13 protein-coding genes are annotated in these 24,667 nt (G+C 56.0%); 1 reads left to right on the top strand and 12 read right to left on the bottom strand.

From position 1 onward, the window contains the following. Positions 1-52 precede the first annotated feature (52 nt). The 5 genes from BLR09_RS23355 to BLR09_RS23335 form a co-directional block, all read right to left on the bottom strand. Positions 53-1,579, bottom strand: a complete 1,527-nt coding sequence (locus BLR09_RS23355; protein WP_093208385.1) for a SusD/RagB family nutrient-binding outer membrane lipoprotein — start codon at positions 1,577-1,579, stop codon at positions 53-55. Between the two features lie 47 nt (positions 1,580-1,626). Then, entirely contained in the window at positions 1,627-3,483 is a 1,857-nt protein-coding gene (locus BLR09_RS23350; protein WP_093208382.1) for a TonB-dependent receptor domain-containing protein, read from the bottom strand. Continuing rightward, positions 3,449-4,801 carry a carboxypeptidase-like regulatory domain-containing protein gene (locus BLR09_RS23345; protein ID WP_093208379.1) on the bottom strand — a complete coding sequence of 451 codons (1,353 nt, stop codon included), beginning with the start codon at positions 4,799-4,801 and terminating at the stop codon, positions 3,449-3,451. The genes BLR09_RS23350 and BLR09_RS23345 overlap by 35 nt, the downstream gene beginning before the upstream one ends. A gap of 391 nt (positions 4,802-5,192) precedes the next feature. Next, complete coding sequence (locus tag BLR09_RS23340) at positions 5,193-5,837, bottom strand: response regulator (protein WP_093208376.1); 645 nt, start codon at positions 5,835-5,837, stop codon at positions 5,193-5,195. Between the two features lie 101 nt (positions 5,838-5,938). Next, the gene (locus BLR09_RS23335; RefSeq protein ID WP_093208374.1) at positions 5,939-8,971 is read right to left on the bottom strand and encodes a sensor histidine kinase; all 3,033 of its coding nucleotides are present in this window, start codon (positions 8,969-8,971) and stop codon (positions 5,939-5,941) included. 271 nt (positions 8,972-9,242) lie between these two features. Here BLR09_RS23335 and BLR09_RS23330 point away from each other — a divergent pair, with 271 nt between their 5' ends. Further along, positions 9,243-11,420, top strand: a complete 2,178-nt coding sequence (locus BLR09_RS23330; RefSeq protein ID WP_093208657.1) for a S9 family peptidase — start codon at positions 9,243-9,245, stop codon at positions 11,418-11,420. A gap of 292 nt (positions 11,421-11,712) precedes the next feature. On the opposite strand, the gene BLR09_RS23325 is transcribed toward BLR09_RS23330, so the two are convergent. The 7 genes from BLR09_RS23325 to BLR09_RS23295 form a co-directional block, all read right to left on the bottom strand. After that, entirely contained in the window at positions 11,713-13,533 is a 1,821-nt protein-coding gene (locus tag BLR09_RS23325; RefSeq protein WP_093208371.1) for an SGNH/GDSL hydrolase family protein, read from the bottom strand. A gap of 3 nt (positions 13,534-13,536) precedes the next feature. Further along, positions 13,537-14,727: a purple acid phosphatase family protein gene (locus BLR09_RS23320; RefSeq protein WP_093208369.1), complete on the bottom strand. Its 1,191-nt coding sequence runs from the start codon at positions 14,725-14,727 to the stop codon at positions 13,537-13,539. Between the two features lie 89 nt (positions 14,728-14,816). Next, positions 14,817-16,148, bottom strand: a complete 1,332-nt coding sequence (locus BLR09_RS23315) for an enolase C-terminal domain-like protein (protein WP_093208367.1) — start codon at positions 16,146-16,148, stop codon at positions 14,817-14,819. 36 nt (positions 16,149-16,184) lie between these two features. Beyond that, positions 16,185-18,338, bottom strand: a complete 2,154-nt coding sequence (locus BLR09_RS23310; protein WP_093208364.1) for a c-type cytochrome — start codon at positions 18,336-18,338, stop codon at positions 16,185-16,187. Between the two features lie 21 nt (positions 18,339-18,359). Then, positions 18,360-19,325, bottom strand: a complete 966-nt coding sequence (locus tag BLR09_RS23305; RefSeq protein WP_093208362.1) for a hypothetical protein — start codon at positions 19,323-19,325, stop codon at positions 18,360-18,362. A 55-nt stretch (positions 19,326-19,380) separates the two neighbouring features. Then, the gene (locus BLR09_RS23300; RefSeq protein WP_093208359.1) at positions 19,381-21,111 is read right to left on the bottom strand and encodes a RagB/SusD family nutrient uptake outer membrane protein; all 1,731 of its coding nucleotides are present in this window, start codon (positions 21,109-21,111) and stop codon (positions 19,381-19,383) included. 21 nt (positions 21,112-21,132) lie between these two features. Continuing rightward, entirely contained in the window at positions 21,133-24,546 is a 3,414-nt protein-coding gene (locus BLR09_RS23295) for a TonB-dependent receptor (RefSeq protein ID WP_245690006.1), read from the bottom strand. Positions 24,547-24,667: the final 121 nt, after the last annotated feature.

The following is a 24,667-nucleotide window of genomic DNA, read 5'->3' as shown; positions in this document are numbered from 1 at the left end:
ACTGAAAACCGCAAACTGAAAACTATGAACACGAGCGGGAATTCCAGCCTGCCTAATCCACGTCCCACCAGACCGGCGTCAGGATATCGCCGGGGGCGATGCCGGTTTGGCTGACATTCGGGTTCCGCTGAAGCTCTGAGTCGACATACGGCAGACGTTTCATGTACTTGCCGCCTGTGATGTTTGTCACCGGTAGGGGCATCGCCGGGAAGCCGGTCCGACGGAATTCGGCATAGGCCTCCAGACCGCCCGTTCCAAACAGCGCCACATATTTCTGGCTGATGATAGCCTGAATTTTGTTGGTCGCCTTGGTGTAGTCGACTTTCGAGAGGAAGTCGCCGATGGCTACACCGTACCGGCTCATCGATGCCTTAATCGCATCTTCGTAGAGCGCTTTCGCTACTTCCTGTGCGGGAGCCCAGCCGCGTTCTGCCGCTTCGGCGCGGAGGAAGAGGCTTTCTTCGTAGCTCAGGAAAATCGTCGCACGGGCACGGGCGTTGTTGTTGTCGGTAGTAGACACGCCGGAAGCAACATCCGTTCCGCGGATGGCGCCGTTCGTAAACTGCTGGCCGATAAACCATTTGCCGGGATAGGAGGTCTTGTCAGGTGTATTGCTTGCCAGCGTTCCGTTGGGGACAAAGACATAGTCCATCGCCGGCGTCGACAGATCGGCGTCCAGGAAAAAGACCGGCATACGCGGATCGCTCACCGGCGTCATGAGGTCGCCGATGGTTTTGGAGGCCGTCAGGTTATTCGGAAGCCGGAAGACAGCCTGCCAGAACGGGTTTTCTGCATTCGTGTTGGCTGAATTGGCAAACGTGAAGCTTTCGGAAGACCGGATAAACTCGTTCTGTCCGGAGTACAGCGCCTGAACCCCGGTTTTGGCGGCGGCAGCATCTACCTGACTCAAACGGATGTAGGAGCGCAGTTTGATGGTATTCGCCACGCGCGTCCATTTCTCCATGTCGGCATCGGACGATGCCTTATAGATCAGATCCGCCTGACCGGGGAAACGTCCCTGCTTCTTCGCAATATCCGCTTTACCCTCGTCGAGCAAGGCCTGAATTCCGGCGTAGATATCCTTTTGCTTGTCATACTTCGGCGTGACGGTCTTGTCAGCGTCGAGTGCTTCCGTAAACGGAATATCTCCGTACAGATCCGTCAGGACGTGGAAGGTATACGCCTTCATGATTTTGGCGATACCGACCATTCTCCACTCGTTTTGTGCGGTTCCGTTCGTGATGACGTTCTGGAAATCCTGCATGGCGCCGGAATAGAGGGCAACAAACTGCCCGCCGTTTCCGTCGAGGGTCGACGAGTTGATGTTGTACTGGTCCCATTGACGGTACTGGTTACCGCCTTTGGGTGGTGTCCAGTATTGCCCCAGCGTACCGCCGAGGATGTTGAACTGGCCTCCGACGACAAAGCTGACGAATGCCTGACCTGAAGGAAGGACCAGGTTGATATCCGCAGTTGTCGGGTTGTTCGGATCCGTATTGATGTCCAGGTAGTCGTTGCAGGCTGTCGTCGCAGACAGCAGCACCGAGACCAGGAAGATGGATTTCACAAAAGATTTCATAGGAATGATATCATGGACGCGGGCCGGAGCCCGCCGAAAATGCCTGTTTACAGAATTACTTTCACGCTGAAACCGTAGCTGCGAGGCGACGGATAAGCCAGGAATTCATATCCCTGGGCGTTGCCGGTACCGAAGGAGCTGACTTCCGGATCCACCGTTTGCTGGGACTTGGGCGTCCACAATGCCAGGTTCCGGCCGATGAGCGAAAGCTGTACATTGGTCAGGCGTGCCTTGCTGATCCACGTGCGCGGAAGGGAATAGGAAAGGCTGATTTCCCGGAGCTTGATGTAAGACGCATCAAAGAGGGAGTTTTCGGAGATATTCGAGATCGTCGACCAGTAGTTGAATCCGCCGTCCGTCTTCACCGTGGTATTCGGGATAAAGCTGCCGTCCGCCTGCTTCAGCACCGAGTTCGGATAGAGAAACGGCTGGCGATCGTTGTAGGTCGTTTCTTCCAGAATACCGGAGAAACGGCCTGCTACGCGCGTCTGCGAGTAGAACTTGCCTCCCTGACGGGTGTCAAACAGGACGTTCAGGTTGAAGCCCTTGTAGCTGAAGTTGTTGACAAGACCAGCGGTAAAGTCCGGCTGGATATTACCCAGCGGAGCCTGTACGGGATCGACCATCGGGCGACCGGTTGACGGATCTACTACCACGTTTCCGTTCGGGTCACGCAGCATCTTCGAGCCAAAGAAGGTACCATAGGGCTCGTTCAGACGTGCCTGAAGGCCTGTCGCTCCGAGACCGCCGAGGTTAACCGGCGCCAGGGGATTATACAATTCCGTGACCTTATTCCGGTTGCGGGTGAAGTTCACGGCGATATCCCATTTGAATCCACCCTTCGTTTTCAGCGGCGTTCCGCTCAGCACGACTTCGATCCCCTGGTTTTGCATCGTTCCCGCGTTCAGCGTTTGGGAATTGAAGCCGGAGGTACTGGAAATCGGGACGTTTACGATCTGGTCTTTGCTGACAGAGTGGTAGTAGGTGAAATCAAGACCAAGGCGATTCTGGAAGAATTGCAGGTCTGTTCCGATTTCCCAGGATGTTGTGATTTCCGGACGCAGATTTGCATTGCCGCGCACGTTTCCAACTGCGAAGCCCGGTATGCTGTTAAGCGGGAACTGATACAGGCCATTGAAACCATCTGTGATGCTGGAGCGGGTAAAAACCGGCAGCAGCGAGTACGGCGCAGCAGTCTTACCTACAGAAGCAATGTTCGCACGCAGTTTACCGTAGTTCAGCCAGCTCTTGTCTTTCAGACCCTTGAATGCGTCGGTGAAGACAAAACCAAGGCTCGTTCCGGGATAGAAGAAGGAACGGTTTTTCGTCGGCAGGGTGGAAGACCAGTCGTTACGACCCGTAAAGCTCAGGAAGAGGTAATCCCGGAAGGACAACTGAAGGTCCCCGTATACCCCGAACAGGCGGGTATGGGCGTCGGCGCGGGTATTGACCGTCGTCGTGACGTTGCTCAGGTCATAAAAGTTGGGAACAATGAGGGGCTGTCCGTCTGCCACCGAACGCGACGTATTGTTATCCTGCAGGTTGTGACCGAGGATAAGGCGCGCGTTGAGATCCGGCGTAATATCCCGGTTGATCGTGACGATGAAGTCGGAGAGGAAATTTTTCGACAAGGTATTGTCTTCCACGTAGCGACCGTCCACCAGGCTGATGGTACCCTTGGCAAATTTCTGCTTCCGGTAATCGGAGAAGATATCGGCACCCGCGCGATAGGTAAAGGTAAGCCAGGAGAGCGGGGTATAGGTGATCTGCGCATTACCCAGGATACGGTTGACATTATCCGTCAGCAGGTTATTGTCCAGCAGCCAGTACGGGTTGTTCCGGAAACCGGCCAGGTAGTAGTTGTCCAGATCATACCGAAGGATCGTTGTAGTTTTTCTGGTCAACCAGACTCACGTTACGCGGGGTATTGTAGATCGTTTGCAGGATGTTCGAACGGCCTTGTCCCTGAACGCCGCGATCACCGCCTGAATTGGTATAAATGGCAGAGAAGCTCGCACGTACCTTGTTGTCAAACAGGCTGGTACCTGCGCCGAGGTTCAGCGAGGTCCGCTGATACGAGGTATGCGGAATCATCGACGTCTGGTTTACGTTCGAGATCGTCATGGAATAGTTTGACGTCGCGCTGTGGCCCATCATCGAGAGGGACAGGTTCCGCGTTACGCCTGTCTGGAAGAAATCCCGGACGTTGTTTTTGTAAGGAACGAAGGCGACTGAATCCTGCTCAGCCTGCAGCCCGTTGGCCACCAGCCCTTCGGTCCGCCAGTTGGATACCATACGGCCATCCATCTTCGGACCCCAGCTGACGTTGTTCTGGGGTTCGTATTTCCCGTCAAAACCGTTTCCGAAGGTATTCTGAAAGTCCGGCAGGCGCAACGGCGTGTCAAACGTCCAGGCAGCGTTCAGGCTGATCTGCGAGCGGGGACCGTTTTTCGAGTTGTTTTTCGTCGTGATGATGATGGCTCCGGAAGCTGCCTGCGAACCGTAAAGGGCTGCTGCGGCCGGGCCTTTCAGGACTGAAATCGACTCGACGTTGTTCGGGTCGATGTCCGTTGCACGGTTGGCAATGTCGACGCCGTTGTTGAGGTCGCCACCGGTACCGGCTGAAGTCGTGGTGTTGTTGTTCGAGATGATCACCCCGTCGACCACATAAATCGGCTGGTTGTTTCCATTGAACGACTGCGCACCCCGGATCACCACGCGTGTCGCGCCGCCGGCTGCACCGGATGCGCCCGAGATTTGCACCCCGGCGATCCGTCCCTGCAGCGAGCGAAGCATGTTCGATTCGCTGGCCTTGGTAAAATCGGCGTTTTTCAGGTTGGTGACAGCATAGCCAAGCGTCTTTTTCTCCCGCTCAATGGCCGAGGCGGTGACGACTACCTCGCTGAGCAGAGACTGGTCTCCTTCCAGGAGGATCTCGATCGAGCTTTTTGAGCCTACCGGAATTTCCAGGCGTTTGAATCCGACGGAACTGACCACCAGGACAATATCGCCGGAGGGAAGAGGAAGGCTGAACTTGCCGTCCGAGTCGGTAACGGTTCCGCGGTTCTTGCCTTTGACGGCAACGTTGGCTCCGGGAACGGGCATTTGGTCAGTCGTGGACCGGACCGATCCCGTCAGGACGCGGTCCTGAGCCAGGACCCACTGCCCCAATGCGATCCAGAACGCGAACGTCCAACTGATCACGTGTACAGATTTTTTCATGACAGAGTGTTTTACTTGGAAAAGTGATAATTCACAAAATTCTCCGTGAAACGCGCTGCCTGAATAACTCGGTATGGGGGATTTTAAAATGGCATTTTCTGCCTATGTTTTAGGCTTATAATTTGTAGCATCCTGTCTGTCAGTTGTTTGAATAATGATAGAAGGCAAATGGAATGGGGGACGCTGTCTCCCTCTTTGCGGACAGAATGGGGGAGTGGCGCCTCCTTTTTGGAAAGTTAACCCGGGAATAGTCGACTTAACGTATATACATAAGAGGGAATTGTCAACCCTAAAAAATACAAAAGCTCCCTCCCTTCGGAAGAAGCTTTCAGCGAAAATGCTGGGGGCATGGGGCAGAGAGCATGGGGTAAATCGACCCTCTGCCCTTTGCTCAGATCAACCGTTCCTTCGTAGCCTTCTCAATCGCTTCTGCTTTGGAGTGGACTTCGAGTTTCCAGTAAATATTCTTGATATGCGTACGGATGGTTTCCTTGTCCACAAACAGCTCATCGGCGATGGTGGAATAGCTCTTGCCTTTGGACAGGAGTTCGAGGACTTCCGTTTCCCGGGAGGTCAGGGGTGAATTCCGGTTTTTCTGGAACGACTGCACCACCATTCTCGCCACATTGGTACTCATCGGAGCGCCGCCGCCCTGGATTTCCTGAATGGCTTCCAGTAGCCGCAGCGGAGGCATGTTTTTGGTCAGGTACCCGCCGGCGCCCGCACACAAAGCCTTGAAAACGAGGTCGTCGTTTTCATACACCGTGATGACGATGATATTGGTCTTCGGTTTCAGCTTCTTGATTTTGCCGATGCCTTCGATACCGTTCATACCCGGCAGCTCAATATCCATCAGGACTACGTCCGGATCGTCATGCTCCAGGTTTTTGAGCGCGTCTTCGCAGCAGTGGTAGGTATTCATGACCCGGAAGCCGTGCGTACCGTTGATCAAAAGGGCAAATCCATCGCGTATGACCGAGTCGTCTTCCACGACGCACACTTTAATAGATTGAGGAGGTGATAGAGTAAGGCTCATGGCTTTTGCAAAAAGTAACCTAAAGATAACATTCCGGCCCCTGACGTTGCACGAATAGTCGGATATACTGAAAAATAGATAGATAAACGGCGGATATCCGGCTATTTGGAGGCAATCTTCATGTCCAACACGACAGAAGTACCTTTCGTTTCCTGACTGTCGACCTGTACCGTTCCGTTGATTTTGCGGGCGCGGTTTTCCATGTTGAGCAGACCGTTTCCGGCAAACCGGCGTCCGTTGGCGAAGCCCTTGCCGTCGTCTGTCCAGCTGACGCGGGCCGTGTCTCCGTCGACCGTAAACTCCAGCCGCGTCGTCGTAGCCAGGGCATGTTTGAGGGTATTGCTGATGGCCTCCTTGAAGAGGAAGATGAGGTGGCGGCTCGCGCCCATCGGCAGTACAAACGAGCGGAGCGAGGCATCGAGGCCGACTACCTCGAAGCGGATACCTGTTTTGTCGAGTACATCGTCCCCGAAATCCTTGAGCCGGATTGCGATTTCGTAGAGGTTATCGTGCTCCGGGTTGATCGCCCAGATAAAGTCTTTCGTGCCCTGGTACATCCGGTTGGCGTTGTCGCTGATTTTCGTGAGCAGCGGCAGAATATCCTCCGGATTACCGTTCAGCCGGGTTTTGATGATTTCCGTAAGCATGGAAATCCGGGTGATGGTATTGCCGAATTCGTCGTGCAGGTCCTGTGCAGCGAGTTTCCGTACCCGTTCGTTTTCTGCCAGCTTCACTTTTTCGAGCTCGAGCAGGTGAGCAACCTGTTTTCGTACCCGGTAGGTATAAAACAGCCGGGCAATCATTCCGACTGCCAGTAGACAGAGTCCATAAAACCACCAGCGCTGCCAGAACGGAGGAATGATGCGGATCGGAATTTCGAGGATATGGTCGTTGTTCCAGATACCTTCTGAGTTGGCTGTCTTGATTTTCAGGACATAATCCCCCGGACTCAGATTCGAAAAGCTGACATACCGCCGGGTACCGCTGAAGTTCCAGTCGTCCTGAAACCCTTCCAGCTGGTATGCGTACTGGTTTTTCTGGGGATTCGTATAGTCAAGAGCGTTGAAGACAAAGGAAAAGAAGTTCTCGTTGTACTGCAGCTCAATACGCCCCTGAGCCGTGAGGATACTATCGATCGGAAACGACCGCTCAAACTTCCGGAAAGAGGTTACAACGACCGGCGGCATGTACCGGTTTTCCGCCATTTCAAACGGCTTGAAGCTGACGAGCGTCCCGATCCCCCCGAAGAAAAACTCCCCGTCGCGGCTCCGGTGAAAAGCGCCGGAGTTGAATTCGTTTCCGGACAGCCCGTCACTGCTGCTGTAATTCCGGAAGGTACGGGAGCGGGTATCGAACCGGGAAATACCCATGTTGGTACTCATCCAGAGCCGGCCCTGGTTGTCTTCCAGGATGCCGTATACAACGTTGTTCGACAGACCCTGGTCTTCCGTAAAATGCTCGAAACGGTACTTCCCGTTTTCCTTATGCAGCAGGCTCAGGCCTTTGCTGCTCGCAATCCATACCTGCCGCAGCCGGTCGATGTGAATGTCGTAGATTTCGTTGCTCAGCAGACTGGTCGGATCGTCGGTGCGGGTATAGAGAGAAGTGATATGTCCTTGATTGTCAATATTATAGAGACCTCCGAGTGTGCCGACCCAGATACTGCCGTCCTTGTCTTCCTCAATGGCTTCGATCGCCATACCCGGGCCTTTCGAGGCAAATTCGTACCGGGTAAGGGTACCGTCCATTGCCCGGCGAAACAACGCGTGGCCGGTGCCAATCCAAAGGTTATGAAGGTGATCTTCATACAGCTTGCTGATGTACCCGTGACTGCTTCCAAGCGATACCCGCTGAAAACCAGTACCTTCCCGCCGGAATAAGCCGGATTCGCTGCCGGCCCAAAGGGTACCCTGGTGGTCTTCGAGCAGGGCGACGACGCGCTCGCCCACGGTATTTTCCTTGAAATGATCGGTCTTCCGGGTCCGCCGGTCAATGCAGAATAACCCTTCGTAGGTTCCCACCCAAAGGTGATTTTTCCGGTCGGTACAAAGGGAAAAAATCAGCCTGGAGGACGACGACCCCGAACCTGCGAGTTCGCCTTCCCAGCGTTTGAAGCTGTTTTTGGCATAGCTGAATACCTGCACGCCCGCGTCGCGGGTGCCGATCCAGACGACGTCTTCGTCCGGAGAAGGACCTTCGTAAATACAGGAAACCACGGCACTCTTGAGGCCTTTGCGGCTGTCGGCCTCTTCTGTCCACGAAGAAATAGGGTAGAGCTCACCGGGGGCAGACAGGTCGAACCGGTGTACGCCTTCGTTGAGCACCGATACCCACAGCGTTTTCCGGTGGCTGGCGAGAAGCGCGGTAACAGGCGAGGGTGTCGTCAGCATAAACCGGATCTTTCCGGCTGTGTCGAGGAGATAAACGCCGTTTTCAGTACCAAACCACAGCTGCCCGGCAGCATCGCGGACAAGGCAGTAGACATTTCCGGGTACCGATGGCCACGGCGTCAGCGAGATTTTTCCCGGCGCCTGCGTCGAAATCCGGACCAATCCCCGGCTCGTACCGGCCCAGATAGTTCCGGCCGGATCGGAAAGAAGGGTATGCACGACGATGCCCTTCAACTGGTAGTTGGCAGACTGGAAAATATATTGAAAATCGGCGTCGGGCGTAATCTGGGGCGAAATACGCAGCAGCCCGTTGTGTGTACCGATCCAGAGAAAGCCCTGTTTATCCTGGCAGATGGCGTTGACAACCAGCTTGCTATACTTGTCTGTGCCGCCATAGCGAATGAAAGTACCCGTGGCCGGATCGAACCGGTTGAGGCCCTGGCGGGTACCGACCCAGAGTTGTTTTTGCCGGTCTTCGCAGAGTGAAAGGATATAATCGTGCGAGAGACTGCGCGCCTGAAACGGCTGGTGGCGGTAATGCGTAAACTGGTGTCCGTCAAAGCGGTTCAGGCCGTTTTGCGTGCCCATCCAGACATACCCCCGGCTGTCTTTGAGGATGCAGCTCACTTCGCTCTGGGTAAGACCGTCGTCGACCGTGTACTGATCCAGAAATACCGAACCGGATTGCGCGAGACTACTCCACGAAATCAGGGTGAAAAAAAGAAGAACGTATCTGAATACCATCCGCGGGGGAAACCATGCCACAAAAACAAAGATAAGCACGTCCGTTTTTGGAAGAAATCCCCCTGTTTGTGGGATATTCCGGGAGGCAATCCTTGTTTAATTTTGGGATGAATTTTACAAAGTTTTGGTTAAGGGAAAAAACAGTTCTGTCTTGCGGGGCTGTTTTTTAGTTTATAAGGGTTTCCATGCGGAAGATTTCCCGGAGGAAAACCGGCACAAGACGCGCCGCTGCGTATTTTTGACCGGTTATCACTTCATCCCTCTTTCCCGCATGCAACACCGCTTCCTGTTTCTACTTCTCTTTCTTCCCGGCGTACTCCTGGCGCAGACCGGCAAAGTGTCTGTGACAGACCTTACGCGCATCCGGACGGCGTCGAATCCGACTTTTTCTCCGGATGGAAAAAAGGCCGTTTATGCTGTCCAGTCTGTCGAACCCGACGAAGCCAACAAATGGGAGTATGTCTACCGGACACACCTCTGGCTTACCGACTTCCAGAACCCGCCCCGCCAGCTTACCCGCGGTGAGGAGAGCGTCAGCCGCGGCATCTGGCAGGATGACCGTACGCTGCTCTTTACCCGGGTTATCAAGGGAAAATCCCAGCTGTTTCGCCTGTCGCTCGACGGCGGCGAACCCCAACCCCTGACCGACTGGAAATACGGCATTTCTGCGCCTGTGCTTTCACCGGATGGTTCCAAAATTGTCTTTTCCGTCAGCCTTGGCTTGCAGGAGCTGCTGAAAGACAGCCTCTTTAATCCCAAAAAAGAACTCCCGGCGTGGTCGTTCGAAAAGCCCGGATTCAAAGACAATACTTTCCTGAAAGAAGGAACGAAGGTCAAACCGAATCCGGATGGCTCGCTCGAGGAAATCCGCGCGTTCCTGAACCAGGACGTCACCGATAAAAAAGCAAAGGTCATCAATCGCCTGAATTTTCAGGGAGAAGCGACGACACAGCCGGAAATTTCCGTCAGCCACCTGTGCCTGCTTGAGCTGAAAGAGGGTGCAAAACCGACGGTACTGACAACCGGTTTTAAGTCGTTTTCCGGCGCTGCCTGGACAGCCGACAGCAAAGCAGTTCTCGCTTCAACGGGCCAGAATACCGATACGCATCCCGACCGCGAGCAGGTATCCCGTATTGTTCGTCTGGCGCCGGATGGTACCTTCTCCGACGTCTACCGGAAGGAGCAGGAACGCGCATTCGCTCCGGTACCCTCGCCGGACGGAAAGTACCTGTTGCTGATAACCAGCCCATCTGAAGGCGTTTCGATCCCGTCGCTGGTGCTGATCCGGGACGGAGGTACGCCTGCCGTGGTACGGTTCGACCGGGCGCCATCGAATTTTGCCTGGTCGAAAGACGGCGCCTATGTGTACTTCACTGCGGCATCCAACGGCGGGCAGCCGCTGTACCGGCTTTCCGCAGCCACGCTGGCTGTTGAGCAGATTTCGGACGTGGAAAGCGGCATACTCGATTTTGATGTATCGGCGGATAAGCTACTGTACGTTCGCACCGAGGTAGCAAATCCGAACGAACTCTTCGTCGTGACTCAGCCCAAACCTGCGAAAAAGGCGAAGACAATTACCCTGGCCGACTGGCAAACTGCCTGGAAAGCCGGTGCCAAAGTTGGCGCGCTCAACGAATGGGTTGCCGGCAAGCGCCTGAGCTACCCCGAAAAACGGACGTTCAAAAACGAGAAAGGCCTGACAATCGAGTACTGGATCATGAAACCTACCGGCCTCGAAGCCGGCAAAAAGTACCCGTTGCTGCTGAATATGCACGGCGGCCCGACCGCCATGTGGGGTCCGGGGGAACTGAGTATGTGGCATGAATTCCAGTATTTCTGCGCGCAGGGGTATGGAATCGTGTATGCCAACCCGCGCGGGTCGGGTGGGTACGGTCTTGAATTTCAGCGGGCAAACGTGAAGGATTGGGGTACCGGTCCGGCTTCTGATGTACTGACCGCCGCTTCGGACGCTGCGAAAGAGGCCTGGGTAGATACCTCGCGGCAGGTGATTACCGGCGGCAGCTATGCCGGTTACCTGACAGCCTGGATTGTCGGGCATGATCACCGCTTCAAGGCGGCTTTCGCCCAGCGCGGGGTGTATGATCTGACGACTTTCCTCGGCGAGGGTAACGCCTGGAGACTGATTCCGGCGTATTTTCAGTATCCCTGGCTCGACAAAACCGAGAAGGTACTCGAATCCGAATCGCCGTATACGTTCGTCGACAAAATCCGCACACCACTGCTCATCAAGCACGGTGAAAACGACCTGCGGACAGGTGTTATTCAATCGGAAATGATGTACAAGTCCATGAAAATCATGGGTAAAGAAGTAGAATATGTCCGCATGCCGGGCGGTACTCACGAGCTCAGCCGCTCCGGCAACGTACGCCAGCGTATCGACCGTATGCTGCGTATTTATGAGTTTTTTGAGCGGTACATGGGGAGGTAGAGGAGATTAGAGTTTTGAGTGGGAGGGCTTCGTCGGTTGGCGGAGCCCTTTCGTGTTTTCAGTTTTCGGTTTTCGGTTTTTTGTTTTCGGTTGGAAGGGCAGGTATGCTTGTGATGAGCTATTGTATTGTGGGTGAGTGAGTTATGAGGTATCGTTGGCGCTGCTGCCAAATCCGGTTGCCTGCCGTGCGTAGCTCCACTACGGTAGCATTTGCTACGCACGTTTTAGTTGGTAGGCTGAGCCTGCCTTCAAACAATAAAATTAAGAATGGTAGGGACTATCTGATATTCCATTATTTACCACGAACCCTTCTCGCTTTTGCCTGATACTTCTCCGCTGCAGTAGTATTCGCGAAGCGCAGGTAAAGCTGAGCAATGGAGTCGAGCAGGTGTACATTCAGGGAGTCGGTGGCCAACTGCTTTTTCAAACTGATCAGCGGCGTGACATAGCTCTGCAATTCGGCCAGCGTCGGGTTACCGGCCGCAGCATAGTTAAGATAGGGCAGGGCTTCCTCAGGCCGGTCCAGTTTCAGAAGCGTTACGAACAAAGGTTGAGCCGTTTCCAGGCTGTTTTCCTGATGAAAGGCTTTACGGAGGTAGAAAAGCCCTGTCTCCGTATCCTCCAGTGCCAGACTGAGCTTGCCGGCCTGAACAGCGTAGGTCGTTTCCAGCGGACTGTCCAGCGCCAGCGCTTCGGCTACCTGACGTGCGCCGCGCAGGTTCTGTGCTTTCAGGTAGCCCGCTTCCAGGCGGTTCAGGGCATCTGACCAGGTAATCTGCCGGACCACCAGGCCGCCGGCAAGCTCTTCTTCCATTGTTTTCGGCCGTTTTTCCTCCGGCGGCATCGGACTATTGAACGGCCAGCCTTCCTTCAGAATCAGGATTTCGTAAGCGCCCTTGAGCGAATCCACCGGAGTGATCGGCATCGCCTGCCGGAGTTCCGCGAAGGACAACGTCCGCGTTGGATGCACGAGGTGTTTCATTCCTTCGTAAAACGCATCCGACAGCAACGCATACCCATACAAATTCGGGTGAACGTGCTCCAGAAGCGTTTCTTCGCCCAGGATGCCGTGAGGAGATACTTCCCGGAAACGCGCTTCGGCATCGACGAGCGTCACCCCCGGAATGTCCCTGACCAGGCGCCGGACGATTCCGTTCATCGCTTCCGGCGCCCGGAACCGCAGCTTGTCCCGCTCCCGCGCGAGGCGGAATTCCTTCGCGGCAACGGCGAAATGCCCCGCCTGCCAGGCACGGGTACCGGCGGCGAAATGGGCGTCGGCGCCGTCCGGACCGGGGTCGCTGACAAACGGCTTCAGGTCCTTTTCGTTGCTGACGAGGGTACTCAGGAAAACCGGAATTTTCTTCTCTGAGAAAAGTCGGCACATAGCGGTCATATTCGCCTCAAACTGACGGATGCCGTCGTGATACGCTTCCGAGTCGTAGGGTATCTGCTGCCCTTCGGCCATGCGTTTCATGAGGTTTTCGCGGAGGTCTGCCGGCCGGGAAGTAAGCCGCGAAGCGGTATTCTCGATCAACTGTACCACGCGAAAATCCCGCAGGCGCAGCACGAACCGGTTGAGCGCCGGATTCTGGAAAAAAGCCGAACCTACGCCCGATGCGCCGTAGTACTCATTGTGACCGCCGTAAACGAGTACGGCATCCGGCTCCTGCTCCGCTACTTCCCGTGCGAAACCCAGCATGGTATACGAATTCACGGCGGTCAGGGAGACGTTGATGACTTCAAACGGCGTATCCGGCGCGCTCCGCATCAGCCGGTATTGCAACCACCGGTGAAACGATCCGTTGTGGAAGTAGGGATACCCGATCGTCGTCGATTCCCCCAATACAAAAATCCGGAAAGTCCCCTCGGGCTTCTTTCGGAGAAAAGGCTCCTGATTTCCGGTGGTAGCGTTTTGCTGATTCCGGAAGTAGCGCTCCGACGCATGCGGATTCATGACCAGGTAGTCGGTTCCGGACGGCATGAAGAGCGACAGGTCGTGTCCGTAGCCGGTAAGCCGGAGTATTCCTTCCAAAACCAGAAGCGCCACAAACGGGAGCGACAACGCAATCAGCCGGAAAAGCAGGAGGCGACGCCGCGGGAGGACTTTTTGCATAGGTTAACTGCGGGAGGAGATCGCATACTTTCCTACCTCGGAACCGTCGTCACGAAGCATGGAAAGCTGCAGGTTTCGGGTATCGGCGGTAAGCCGGATGACCGTCCGGTTGCCGTCTTTCGGTCCGCCGCCGATCACGACCGGGTAATGATGCTGCCCGGCTACCGGCGGGTGAACGCCATACTTATGGGTATGTCCGCTGACGCAGAGGTCTACTTTGTATTTGTCGAACAGCGGAGAAAACAACTGCTTGCAATGGGTAGCGCCGTGCCAGTCGCCCGAGTACTGCGGCGGAATATGCATCAGTACTACCCGGAATGCCGCTTTTTTGAAGGCTTTGCTCTGCATTACCTGCTCGGCCCAGCGGGCCTGCTCCTGACGGTAGGCGTCAAAGTCGACGAGTCCGGCATATACCGGCTCGGCATCCGGCTTGTCTTCACCGGTATCGAGCACGAGGAAGTGTACCGGTCCCCACGTAAAATCAAAGTACAACCGCTGATCCGGGAAGGTGAAATAATCCGCCCAGTCGGAACGGAAGGCGCCCCGGGTTTCATGGTTTCCCCGGACATACAAAAACGGCGTACGGGACGCGAACGTCTTCGTTGCCGGCGCCAACAGATGATCGATGAGCTGCTGCTCATTGTTCTGGTGATCGAAGATGTCTCCGTTCAGAAAAACGAAGTCACGGTCGTTTACGCCCGCCAGTCCGCACAAATGCCTGATGGACTCGGGGCGGTCATGCAGGTCATTGAAAATCAGGGCAGAAACCTGCTTGCCGGCGGCTTCCCGAACGATAAACGACAGGATATCGCTCTGGATCGTTTCTCCATATGTCACTTTGTATGGTTTGAATTCGACGACTTCTTTCGAAAAAATACGGTAGAAGTACTTTTTGCCCGGTTCCAGGCCCGTAAGCGTAATGGCATGCACGCGGTTGTTGGCATCGACGATACCGGCCTTCACGCTTTGTGCCTTTTGGCCGAGTGCTTCGGTCGGGCCGAATTCAACCCAGGAGTACGTCGGTTTTGCTGTGATCCACCGAACGGTCATGGCGTTGGAGGCAGGCGGCTGAAGGTACGGTCCGGCGAGGAAAACGTGGGCGGTTTCGTCCGGCAGCGACAGCGGAGAAAACGATACGCCGGTCGCGACGGCCGTTTTGAGAAATCCCCGGCGGGAGGAAGTGGGAAATGACATGAAAAGCAGAGGTTTTTAGAGGCAATACTACCACTATTTCCCGTATCGCCGGCCGGAGAGATACAGATCACCCTCCGGCCGGCGGCGCGTCAGGGACGGATGAGCGTACCGTCGACTTTCCGTACCTGCCAGTTTGATTTGGTGGAAATCGGGTACTTCGCCGCTTCTTTTTCATCGATATCCACACCGAGGCCGGGGGCTTCGTTGACCGACATATACCCGTTTTTCATGGTCGGGCAGCCGCTGAATACTGCCTGTGTTTTTTCGTTGAAAGATACCGCCTCCTGAATACCGAAGTTCCACACGGCCAGGTCGATATGGGCATGGGCGGAGTGGCCGACGGGAGAGACGTCGCCCGGTCCGTGCCACGCCGTACGGATATTGAAAAACTCGCCGAGGCGGGCGACTTTCATCGCGGGGGTGATGCCGCCGATCTGCGACACGTGAATCCGGATGAAATCAAACCACTGGTTGGCCATCGGCTCCCGGAATTCGTTGATGTTGTTGAACAGCTCGCCCATTGCAATGGGTACCGAGGTGGAGGCGCGTAATTGCTTGAACCAACCCATGTTTTCCGGAGAAAATGGATCTTCGATGAAGAACGGCCGGTACTCTTCCACCGATTTGATGAGGTTGATGGCCTCCATCGGCTGCACCCGCTCGTGGATGTCGTGAAGGAGTTCCACTTCGTCTCCGCAACGCTTTCGGACTACATTGAAGAGATTGGGTACTGATTTCAGATACGTCCGGACGTTCATGTAGTTATCCGAATCCATCCCGAAACCGGCTTCCTTGAAATCCGGTTTATCGGCCGTAGAGCCGACTGCGCCATACCCGCCCTGCTGAATCCGGACGTACTTGTAGCCCTGTTCCATGATCTTCTGGACGTGCTCGGCAGTACCCTCCGGCGTATTCGCCCCGGCGTGGGTATAGCAGGGAATCGCAAACCGTACTTTTCCGCCAAGTAGTTGGTAGACAGGCATGTTCGCCCGTTTGCCCTTGATATCCCAGAGCGCCTGGTCGAGCCCGCTCAATGCATTGTTGAGAACGGGGCCGTTCCGCCAGTAGGAACTCACATAGGCGGCCTGCCACATGTCTTCGATGTTGTCGACATCCCGGCCGACGCACAGTTCGTTGAGGTAAGTATTGATGGCGACCACTACCGTCGCCGCCCGCTGCGTGAAGGTCGCACAACCCAGTCCGTACAGGCCGGGCTCCGTCGTCTCCACTTTCACGACAATGAGGTTGGACCCCTGCGGCGCCGTGGCAATGGCTTTCACGCTTTTGATTTTGAGGGAAGGCAGGCCTTTCTGCCAGGTGGGAGTGGTACGGTCCCGGGCTTCGGCGGAGGTGCTGCCGAGGAGGCCGGCAGCAGCGCCAAGGCCCAGTAGTTTGAGGGTGTCGCGACGAGCAGTAGACATAGGTATGCAGAGGTTTAGTGCGATAAGATAGCTGATTTACAGGGAAAAGGCCATGTAGTAGCCGCCGGGCTTATGGCCGTTTTTGGCGCCGCCGACAGCCAGGACGATGTACTGTTTGCCGTTGACCTGGTAGGTTGCCGGAGTGGCGAATCCTCCGGCAGGAAGCTGGTATTCCCAGACTACTTTCCCCGTCCGCCGGTCGAAGGCCCGGAAGCGTTCGTCTTTTGTTGCAGCGATGAAAACCAGGTTACCGGCGGTAACAATCGGGCCGCCGTAGTTTTCGGTTCCGGTGACCGGAACGCCCTTTTTTGTCAGTTCCGGAAACTCGCCGAGAGGTACTTTCCAGAGGTATTCGCCGGTATTTAGATCGATAGCGTTGAGGGTACCCCAGGGCGGCTTGATCGCCGGATAGCCCTGCGGATCGTGGAAACGCGTCCAGCCGTTGTTGATATACGGTGGAATGTAGGGAAACTGTCCCTTTGCGGGGGCAGCCGGCGCGGAAGCGGTCGAGTGCTGTGCGTCGCCAGCTGGTTTTTGCTCCAGGTTGAGGAGGAAGGAGACGATGGCTCTCCGGTTGTCTTCCGTCAGATGACCGAAAGCCGGCATCCGGCCCTTACCGCTTTTGAGGAGGGTGAGGAGTTCGTCCCGCGTGCGTTTTTCGCCGATCGCCAGCAGCGAAGGATACTCCTGCCCGCTGCCTTTGCGGTCGGCTCCGTGGCAGACGGCGCAATTGCTCATGTAGAGCGACCGACCCGCAGACGCCTGATCGCCGCGACCTTTGAAGTCACTCATTTTCAGGTCCCAGACCATTTCGTTGGCGTTCTGGTACAGGATTCCCGACGGATCGATGGCGTTGCCGCCCCATTCGGCGCCTCCGCCCAGGCCGAGGACGAGCGTGCCTTCTTTGCTCGGTGGCATAAACTTGTTGCCGGACCGGGTCTGATCAAAGCGGTTTTTGACAAAGGTATGCGCCTCGGGCGAGAGGTCGGTGATATCCGCCTCGGTGAATACCTGCCGGGAAAAGGGAGCCGGTTTCAGCGGTACGCGCTGTTTCGGCCAGGGTTTTTCTCCGGGAAGGCCCTCTGTTGGTACCGCGCGCTCTTCCACCGGAAAAAGAGAAACGCCTGTATCCCGGTTGAGGACGTAAACGAGGCCGTCTTTCGTGGTCTGGACGACAACATCGACCTTTTTGCCTTTGTGCGTAACCGTAGTAAGGTTGGGCGGACAGGGGAGGTCCCGGTCCCACAAATCATGGTGTACAGTCTGGTAATGCCACTTTCGCTTTCCTGTTTCGGCGTCGAGCGCCATGATGCAATCTGAAAACAGGTTGATTCCGGCCCGTGCGCCGCCGTAAAAATCCACCGATGGCGACCCGGTCCCGAAGTAAACCATACCCCGTTTCTCGTCCAGTACCATTCCTGACCAGTTATTCGCCCCGCCGATGAACTTCCAGGCGTCCTTCGGCCAGGTTTCGTAGCCGAATTCGCCGGGGTGGGGAATGGTATGAAACACCCACTTCAGCTTGCCGGTGCGGGTATCGATGCCGCGGATGTACCCCGGCGCCGCGTCGCCAAACTCCCCGACGCGTGAACCGATGACAAGGGTATTCCGGTAAATCACGCCGGGACTGGTGGCGTCTACGGCGAGCCGGCTGATTTCCCGGCCCGGCAGGTCTTCCAGCCCGATCCGCAGGTCTACCGCTCCGTTGTCGCCAAATGAGGTATTCGGCAGCCCCGTCGCCGGGTCAATGCAGTACAGCCACATCCCTGCCGTGTAAAATATACGTTTACCTTCTTTCCAGTACATGAGCCCCCGGTTGGCATGGTACCTCGGCGGCTTGCTCACAAACGGATCGAACTTCCAGAGCGGCTCGCCGGTATCGGCTCTGACGGCGAAGAGTTTCAGCATCGGTGTTGTGCCGTAGAGGATGCCGTCGAGGATAATCGGCTGACACTGAATCTCCAGCGGGCGCTCTCCTTCTGCCGCGAAGTACTTCCAGGCGAGCTTCAGCTGGGAAACATTACCGGTATGGATTTCTGCAAGGGGGGAGTAGCGGTTGCCCGCATTATTGCCGCCATACGCCGGCCAGTCGGTTGTGCCACCATCCTGCGGCATACCCGGCGGCGCACCGCCCGACGGACGGATCAGGCTCAGCGCGCAGGCGCCGGCCAGTAAAAAGATATACTTCATGGTTCAGAGGTTAACGGGTACTCAACGGGTGAAAAACGTGTATTCAATGGTCCAGGTATCGGTTTTGCCGGGGTCGGCCCGGACAGCGATATAGGGTTCCGGTGAAAATACAGTGGGAATAGACCAGTAAACGAGGCGCACCAGGGGCTTGTTTCCCCGGATTTCCACGCCGATCTGCCTGTTTTCTGCCCGGATTTGGTAGTCGGCGGCCGACTTTCCAAACCCGGACAGGTAGGAATGGGTACTTTCTCCCTTTACGAGCGGACGTAGATAGGTCCACTGATTACCATCCAGTTGCGCCAGCGTACCCAGGCCGCGGGGCGTGGTGGAGGCCTCCGGTTCGAGTCGGAACGGAAACGTGACACGGGTATCGGGTCCGGTAATTTGTCCGTCCAATACCAGGAAATTGTGATCGTAAACGGTTGTCTCCAGGGGCTTCGTTCCGGTGTTTTTCAACCGGTGGGAGAGAATGAGTTTGTTTTTCCGGAGACGGACCGTCTTCTCATACCGGTATCCATATCCCTGACTATCTGACAGTTCGTGGACAAAGACGATACGGTTCCGGTAAACTTTCGTCGTCCATGTCCCGCCGTTGGTATTTTCAAACGGAGCAAAAAACCGGTAGGTCGACTGGTCTTTTTTCCGGAGCATACCTACTCCGATTTTCAGAAAAGCCTCCCCCGGCTGAGCAGTCTCGTAGCCAATCGGCGTAAATTCTTCCACCGGCCCGCTGATGGCGTCGTGCAGGTGCGGATCATACTTTTCAAACCATTTCCCGAAATAGGTATGCCCGCCGCAGGTCAGTTCAGCGATCACGCCCGACCAGTCGAAGCGCGCCGCCCGGTAGTATCCTTTTTCTGTATCGGGCAGGTAGAAACGGGCCTTGATCTGCCCGTTGTCGAGTGTGGTTTCCGGAAAAGAATCCTGAGCCGACGCGCTCAGGCAGGAGGCGGCCATTCCGCCGAAAAGGACCAGCGATTTCCACATAGCGGTTGTCGGAAAATCCGGAGCCGGGTATGTGCCCGGCTCCGGTCAGGCGGAATTAGTAGCCGGGGTTTTGTTTCATTTTTACGTTGGATGTCAGCTCATTGATCGGAATGGGCTGCGCATAGTCCGTCGCGTCAAACTGAATGGTACCTCCGCGGATCCGCTGGTAATAGGCGGCTTCCTTGTCCCCGATTTTCCATCGGCAAACATCAAACCACCAGTGTCCTTCCCCGAATAGCTCGGCCCATCGTTCGTATTTGAGCGGGTCGTTTTTGAGGACGGCGTCGGTCGCCATCGTGGCATCGCTCAGGCTCTTGTAGTCGACCGGCGAGGCCGTCCCGACAGGATACCCGTACGCACGCCGCTTGACTTTATTGACATACTCCAGCGCGCCGGCGTTGTCTCCGGTATGCGTCAGCGTTTCGGCGTAGAGCAGGTATACATCGGCGAGGCGGAGCCAGAGGAAATTGGAACCGTTGGCCATGTTGACTTCCCCTTCCGTTCCGTCAAGGTTGACGTACTTCCGGAAGCTCCACGCTTCCATATCCAGTTCGCTGATATCCAGGTAGTGGGAAATGGCTTTTTTCTGGCCGCTGACAATCATCGAATCAACATACGGCTGTAGGCAACCTACCCACAGGCGGGGATCTACGGTCTTGTTCTTTTTCGCGGCGACAGACCGGGTGACGTAGGCCATGTCGACATTGGCGGCGTTGGCCGACGTCGTACCGGCCTTGAAATAATGCCCCTCGTTGAACCCGAAACGGGCAATATTCTTCGTATGCGGGAATACGTTCGACCAGGCAGAAGGCGCCTGCCCGCCGTTGTCCGCCACGTACGTCGGCGCAATGACCATCCCGATGCTCGATCCCATGGACTGCTCTGTATTGCCGCGGGCGGTCAGGTCGACGTTCATGTTGAGCTCAAACAGGGATTCGGAATTGAATTCGTTCTTCCCGTTGAACATCGTCTTGAATACGTCGAACGAAACCAGGGATTTCCCGCTGTTGGTCACAACGTCCCCGAGGTACGTCTTGGCGTTCGTCCAGTCCTGCGTGAACGCATACACTTTCCCGAGAAAGCCTTTCACGGCCCAGATGCTCACCTTGTGTTTTTCGGTGGCGGCGGTCCACGTTTTGCCCGCCAGGAGGGATTCGGCGCCTTTCAGGTCTTTGAGGATCAGGTCCCAGCCTTCGCGGACGGTTCCGCGGGCTACCTGGGTCTGATCCAGGCTGTTGGAGGTTTCGGTGATGAGGGCGACGCCCATCTTGTCACCGCCCTGCCCGTTGACGATAAACCCTTCGCCCCACAGGCTCACGAGGTAGAAATAGTACCACGCCCGCAGAAAGAGCGCCTGCCCTTTGATAAGGTCGATAGCTGCCTGATCCTGAGGCGCTTTTTTTCGGTAGGCTTCAATCGCCGTCAGGAGGGTATTGCTGCGCTGCACGCCCCGGTACAGATCCCGCCAGGTTTCGGCGAGGAAGCTGTCGTTGGGCTGGGAGTTATTCTGCGCGAGCTGTATCCACGTCGGCGTACCCTGCCAGCTGAGGTCGGTGGTATGATCCCAGAGGTAGGTGTTTTTGCCAAGCATGTCGTGGCCGAAAAGTCCGGGCGCGTCCATCGTGGCGTACAGACCTGTCAACAATTGTTCGAGGTCGGTAACAGAATTGGGATAGTTGGCGGGCGACAGCGCTCCGGGGTTGTCGACCGAAACAAAATCTTCCTTGCAGGATCCCAGTCCGGTCAGAAGGGCAAGGAACAGAGAAAGTCGGATAATCAGTTTCATAGTAAATGTCGGTTTCTTGGATCAGAAGCTTACGTCGAGTCCCATGGAAATCAGGCTGGTACGCGGGTACGAGTAAATCGTATCGACGCCGCGTCCGGTGGTACCGTTCCGGCCGAGTACTTCCGGATCAAGCCCGGAATACCCGGTGAGGGTCATCAGGTTTTGTCCCTGGACGTATACCCGGAGACCGGACATTTTCCAGCTCTTCATCAGGTGGGCCGGCAGGTTATAGCCGATCTGCAGGTTCCGGAGTTTGAGGAAGGAACCGTTTTCGACGACGAAGCTTGAAATCCGGGTGTAGTTCGAGTTCGGATCCCGGACATAGTTGCCCGAAGCATCGGTAAAGCCCACACGCGGGCGGTCCGTCAGCCCGCCGCCATTGAAGAAGGACGTTTTGAAAATGTCGTTCGTCGTGTTATAGTCTCCGACAAAAAACTGTGTATAGTATTTGTTGCCGTTGAAGACATCCACCCCGGCAATTCCCTGAAACAGCGCCGAAAGCTCGATGCCTTTCCAGGCCAGGTTCAGCGTGAGGCCGTAGGTGACCTTCGGCCAGGGATTACCGATGAACGTTTTGTCGTCGATCGTGATACGGCCGTCGCCGTTCGTATCCCGGAAGCGCAAATCCCCGGCGCCGGTACCCGCGGCCTGGTAGAAGACGGAAGAAGATCCGGCTTTTTCCTGCGCGGTTTTGTTCAGCGCGGCGACTTCCGCGTCGTTTTTGAAGAGACCATCCACGATGTATCCGTAAAACTGGCTCATCGGGAGGCCGGCCTGGGTACGGGCGACGGTACTTTCGAGGTAGTCTCCGGCGGCGCCGTCGTTGATCGGGTTGTTATTGGTGCCGCTGAGCTGCTTGACGAGGTTGCGGTTGAAGGCGGCGTTGGCGCTGACGGAATAGGTGAAGTCGCCTTTTTTACCCCGGTAGTCAATAGCCAGTTCGAGCCCCTTGTTACTCATCTGCCCGATGTTGGTATAGACGCTGGAGTTTGAGAACCCGGCCGACAGCGGCACCGGGACCTGGTAAATCATGTCCTGCGTCTGGCGGCTGTACCAGTCGGCGGTGAAGTTCAGGCGGTTGTTGAACAGCCCGAGATCAAGCCCGATATCGGCCTGATTGACCTGCTCCCACTTGATATTCTGGTTGGTCAGCTGTGCAGTGAGGGCATAGCCTTTCGACCGGGAGCCATCCGGCAAACCGAGGATATTGGTACCGCCGTTACCGCCGTAGGACGCCTGATAGGTATACTGCGGAATGTTGCTCGTACTGCCGAGTTTCCCGTAGCTGGCGCGGATTTTCAGGTTGGAAACATAGCTCAGGTTATCCCGGATGAAGGCTTCCTCGCTGAGTTTCCAGCCGACGGAGAAGGACGGAAACACGCCCCATTTGTTCGTCGGGCCAAAGCGGTCGGAACCGTCACGGCGGACGTTGGCCGTAAACAGGTACTTGTTATCAAAGGTATAATTGATCCGCCCGAACTGGGAGAGCAGGCGCGTCTGCGGGAATTCACCGCCGCTGGCCTTGTAGGTACTCGGGTTGGTGGTCATGGCAAGGTTATAGGTCACAACCTGAAAACCCTGCGCTTCTCCGTGGAGGGAGCTGAGGTCCGATTGGTACGCTTCATAACCCGCCATGACCTTAAAGTCATGCTTGCCGATGGTCTTCCCGTACGTCAGTACGAAGTTGGCCGTCAGGTTCCGCTGGTTGTTGATATCCCGGCCGAGAAAGGCGATGGTATTCTTCACCGTACCGAAGTCATACGCTTCGGTAAACTTGTAGTTCTTGACGTTGAAGACGGAAGCGCCGAACGTTGTCCGGAAGTTCAGGCCGTTGATGATCTCCCAGTCGGCATAGACATTACCTTCCAGGGCATACGTTTCGTTTTTCGCGTGGTTGACGTACTCGTTGCCCACGAGGTTCGGTCCGCCGAAAAACGTCCCCGTTTTTGCCCAGCCGCCGTACGGGTTGCTCGGATCGTATACCGGCACCAGCGGGGCCGACCGGAAGGGGAAGGTACTCGTCTGCACCGGGTTATTGCCGGTCTTCCAGGCGTAGAGGGTTTCCCCGATCTTCAGACGCTTGTTGATCTTGTAGTCGGCGTTGGAGCGGAGGCCCATGCGGTCAAACCAGTTGTCGATGATCGTTCCGTCTTCGCGCTGGTAGTTGGCCGAAATGTAGTAGTTCGTTTTGGCGGTAGCGCCGGAGAGGGAGAGGGAGTAGCTCTGTTCCCGGCCATTGGTGTATACCTGATCCACCCAGTCGGTATTGGGCAGGGTATTCGGGTCGCCCCAGCCGCCCGTGTTTACGCCGGAGGCCTGCTTGGCTTTGATGTAGTTCGGCGTGTCGAGCAGTTTGTACAGGTTACGTGGCTGCCGGACGCCATAGTACGAATTGAAATTGATCGAGAGCTTGTCGAGGTTGGTTCCACGTTTGGTAGTCACGAGGACGACCCCGCCGGCAGCCTGCGCGCCATAGATGGCGGCGGCGCTGGCGTCTTTCAGGATTTCGATGGATTCGACGTCCTGAAGGTTGAAGTTATTGCCGGTGCCCATCCGGATGCCGTCGACGATATAAAGCGGCGACATACCCCCGATCGACCCGACGCCCCGGATCACAATATCCGAGCTGGCGCCCGGCGAACCGTCGTTCCGGGTTACCTGTACCCCGGCCGCGCGGCCCTGCAATGCTTCGTTTACGCTTCGTACCGGCAGGTTCTTCACCGCATCCGCGCTGACGGACGACACCGCGCCGGTCAGGTCGGAGCGTTTCTGGGTACCATATCCGACTACGACTACTTCTCCCAGCGCTTTCACGTCCGACGACAGCATAACCCGGATCGTCGTCTGTGAGGGATTCACGGCCAGTTCCTGTGTCACGTATCCGACCGAAGAGAATACCAGCACGGCCGGTTCATCGGGAAGGGTGATGCGGAAACGTCCGTCGTTTTGGGAGGTAGTGCCGGTTGTCGGGCTGTTTTTAAGCCGGATATTGACGCCGGGGAGACCGACGCCCTTTTCATCGACTATTTCCCCGGTCAGGATAAACAGCGGACGCACTACTTCCGAACGCGTCACCGCGCCCGTGGCGTCGGTCAGCAGCTCCGGCGCCTTCGGGCTATCGCGCTTGAGGATGATCTTCTTTCCCGACACCTTGTATTTCACCTGATATGGCTTCAGGAGCGCGTCGAGAATAGTAGCGAGCGACTCGTTGGTAAAGTGAAGGGACGTCTTGACGTTATCGTCGAAAATCTGATAGTTGTACAGGAACTTTACGTCGGAAAGCTTCTCCAGGCGCTCCAGGGCCTGCTCCGCCGGAAGGCTCGTCACCTCTACGGAAACTTTCCGGGAAAGGACGTCCTGAGCTTTCAGCCCGTGTGCCTGTGCAACTGCCGCCAGCGTGCATGACAAAAAGACCTGATATAGGCTCAGCCTCATAATTTTTAAAACAGTTTGTGAAACTGCGTCATTTTTTTTCATAGTTTAGAGTGTTTTGTCGGTTTTTCGATTCGGCAAAAAGATTCCCTGTATCCGTTTTTCGGACACGCTCGAAAGGAAA

The organism is Siphonobacter aquaeclarae (assembly GCF_900103285.1).
GTDB lineage: Bacteria > Bacteroidota > Bacteroidia > Cytophagales > Spirosomataceae > Siphonobacter > Siphonobacter aquaeclarae.
The sequence above is the reverse complement of the archived record's forward strand: the minus strand, read 5'-3'. Positions and strand labels throughout refer to the sequence as shown.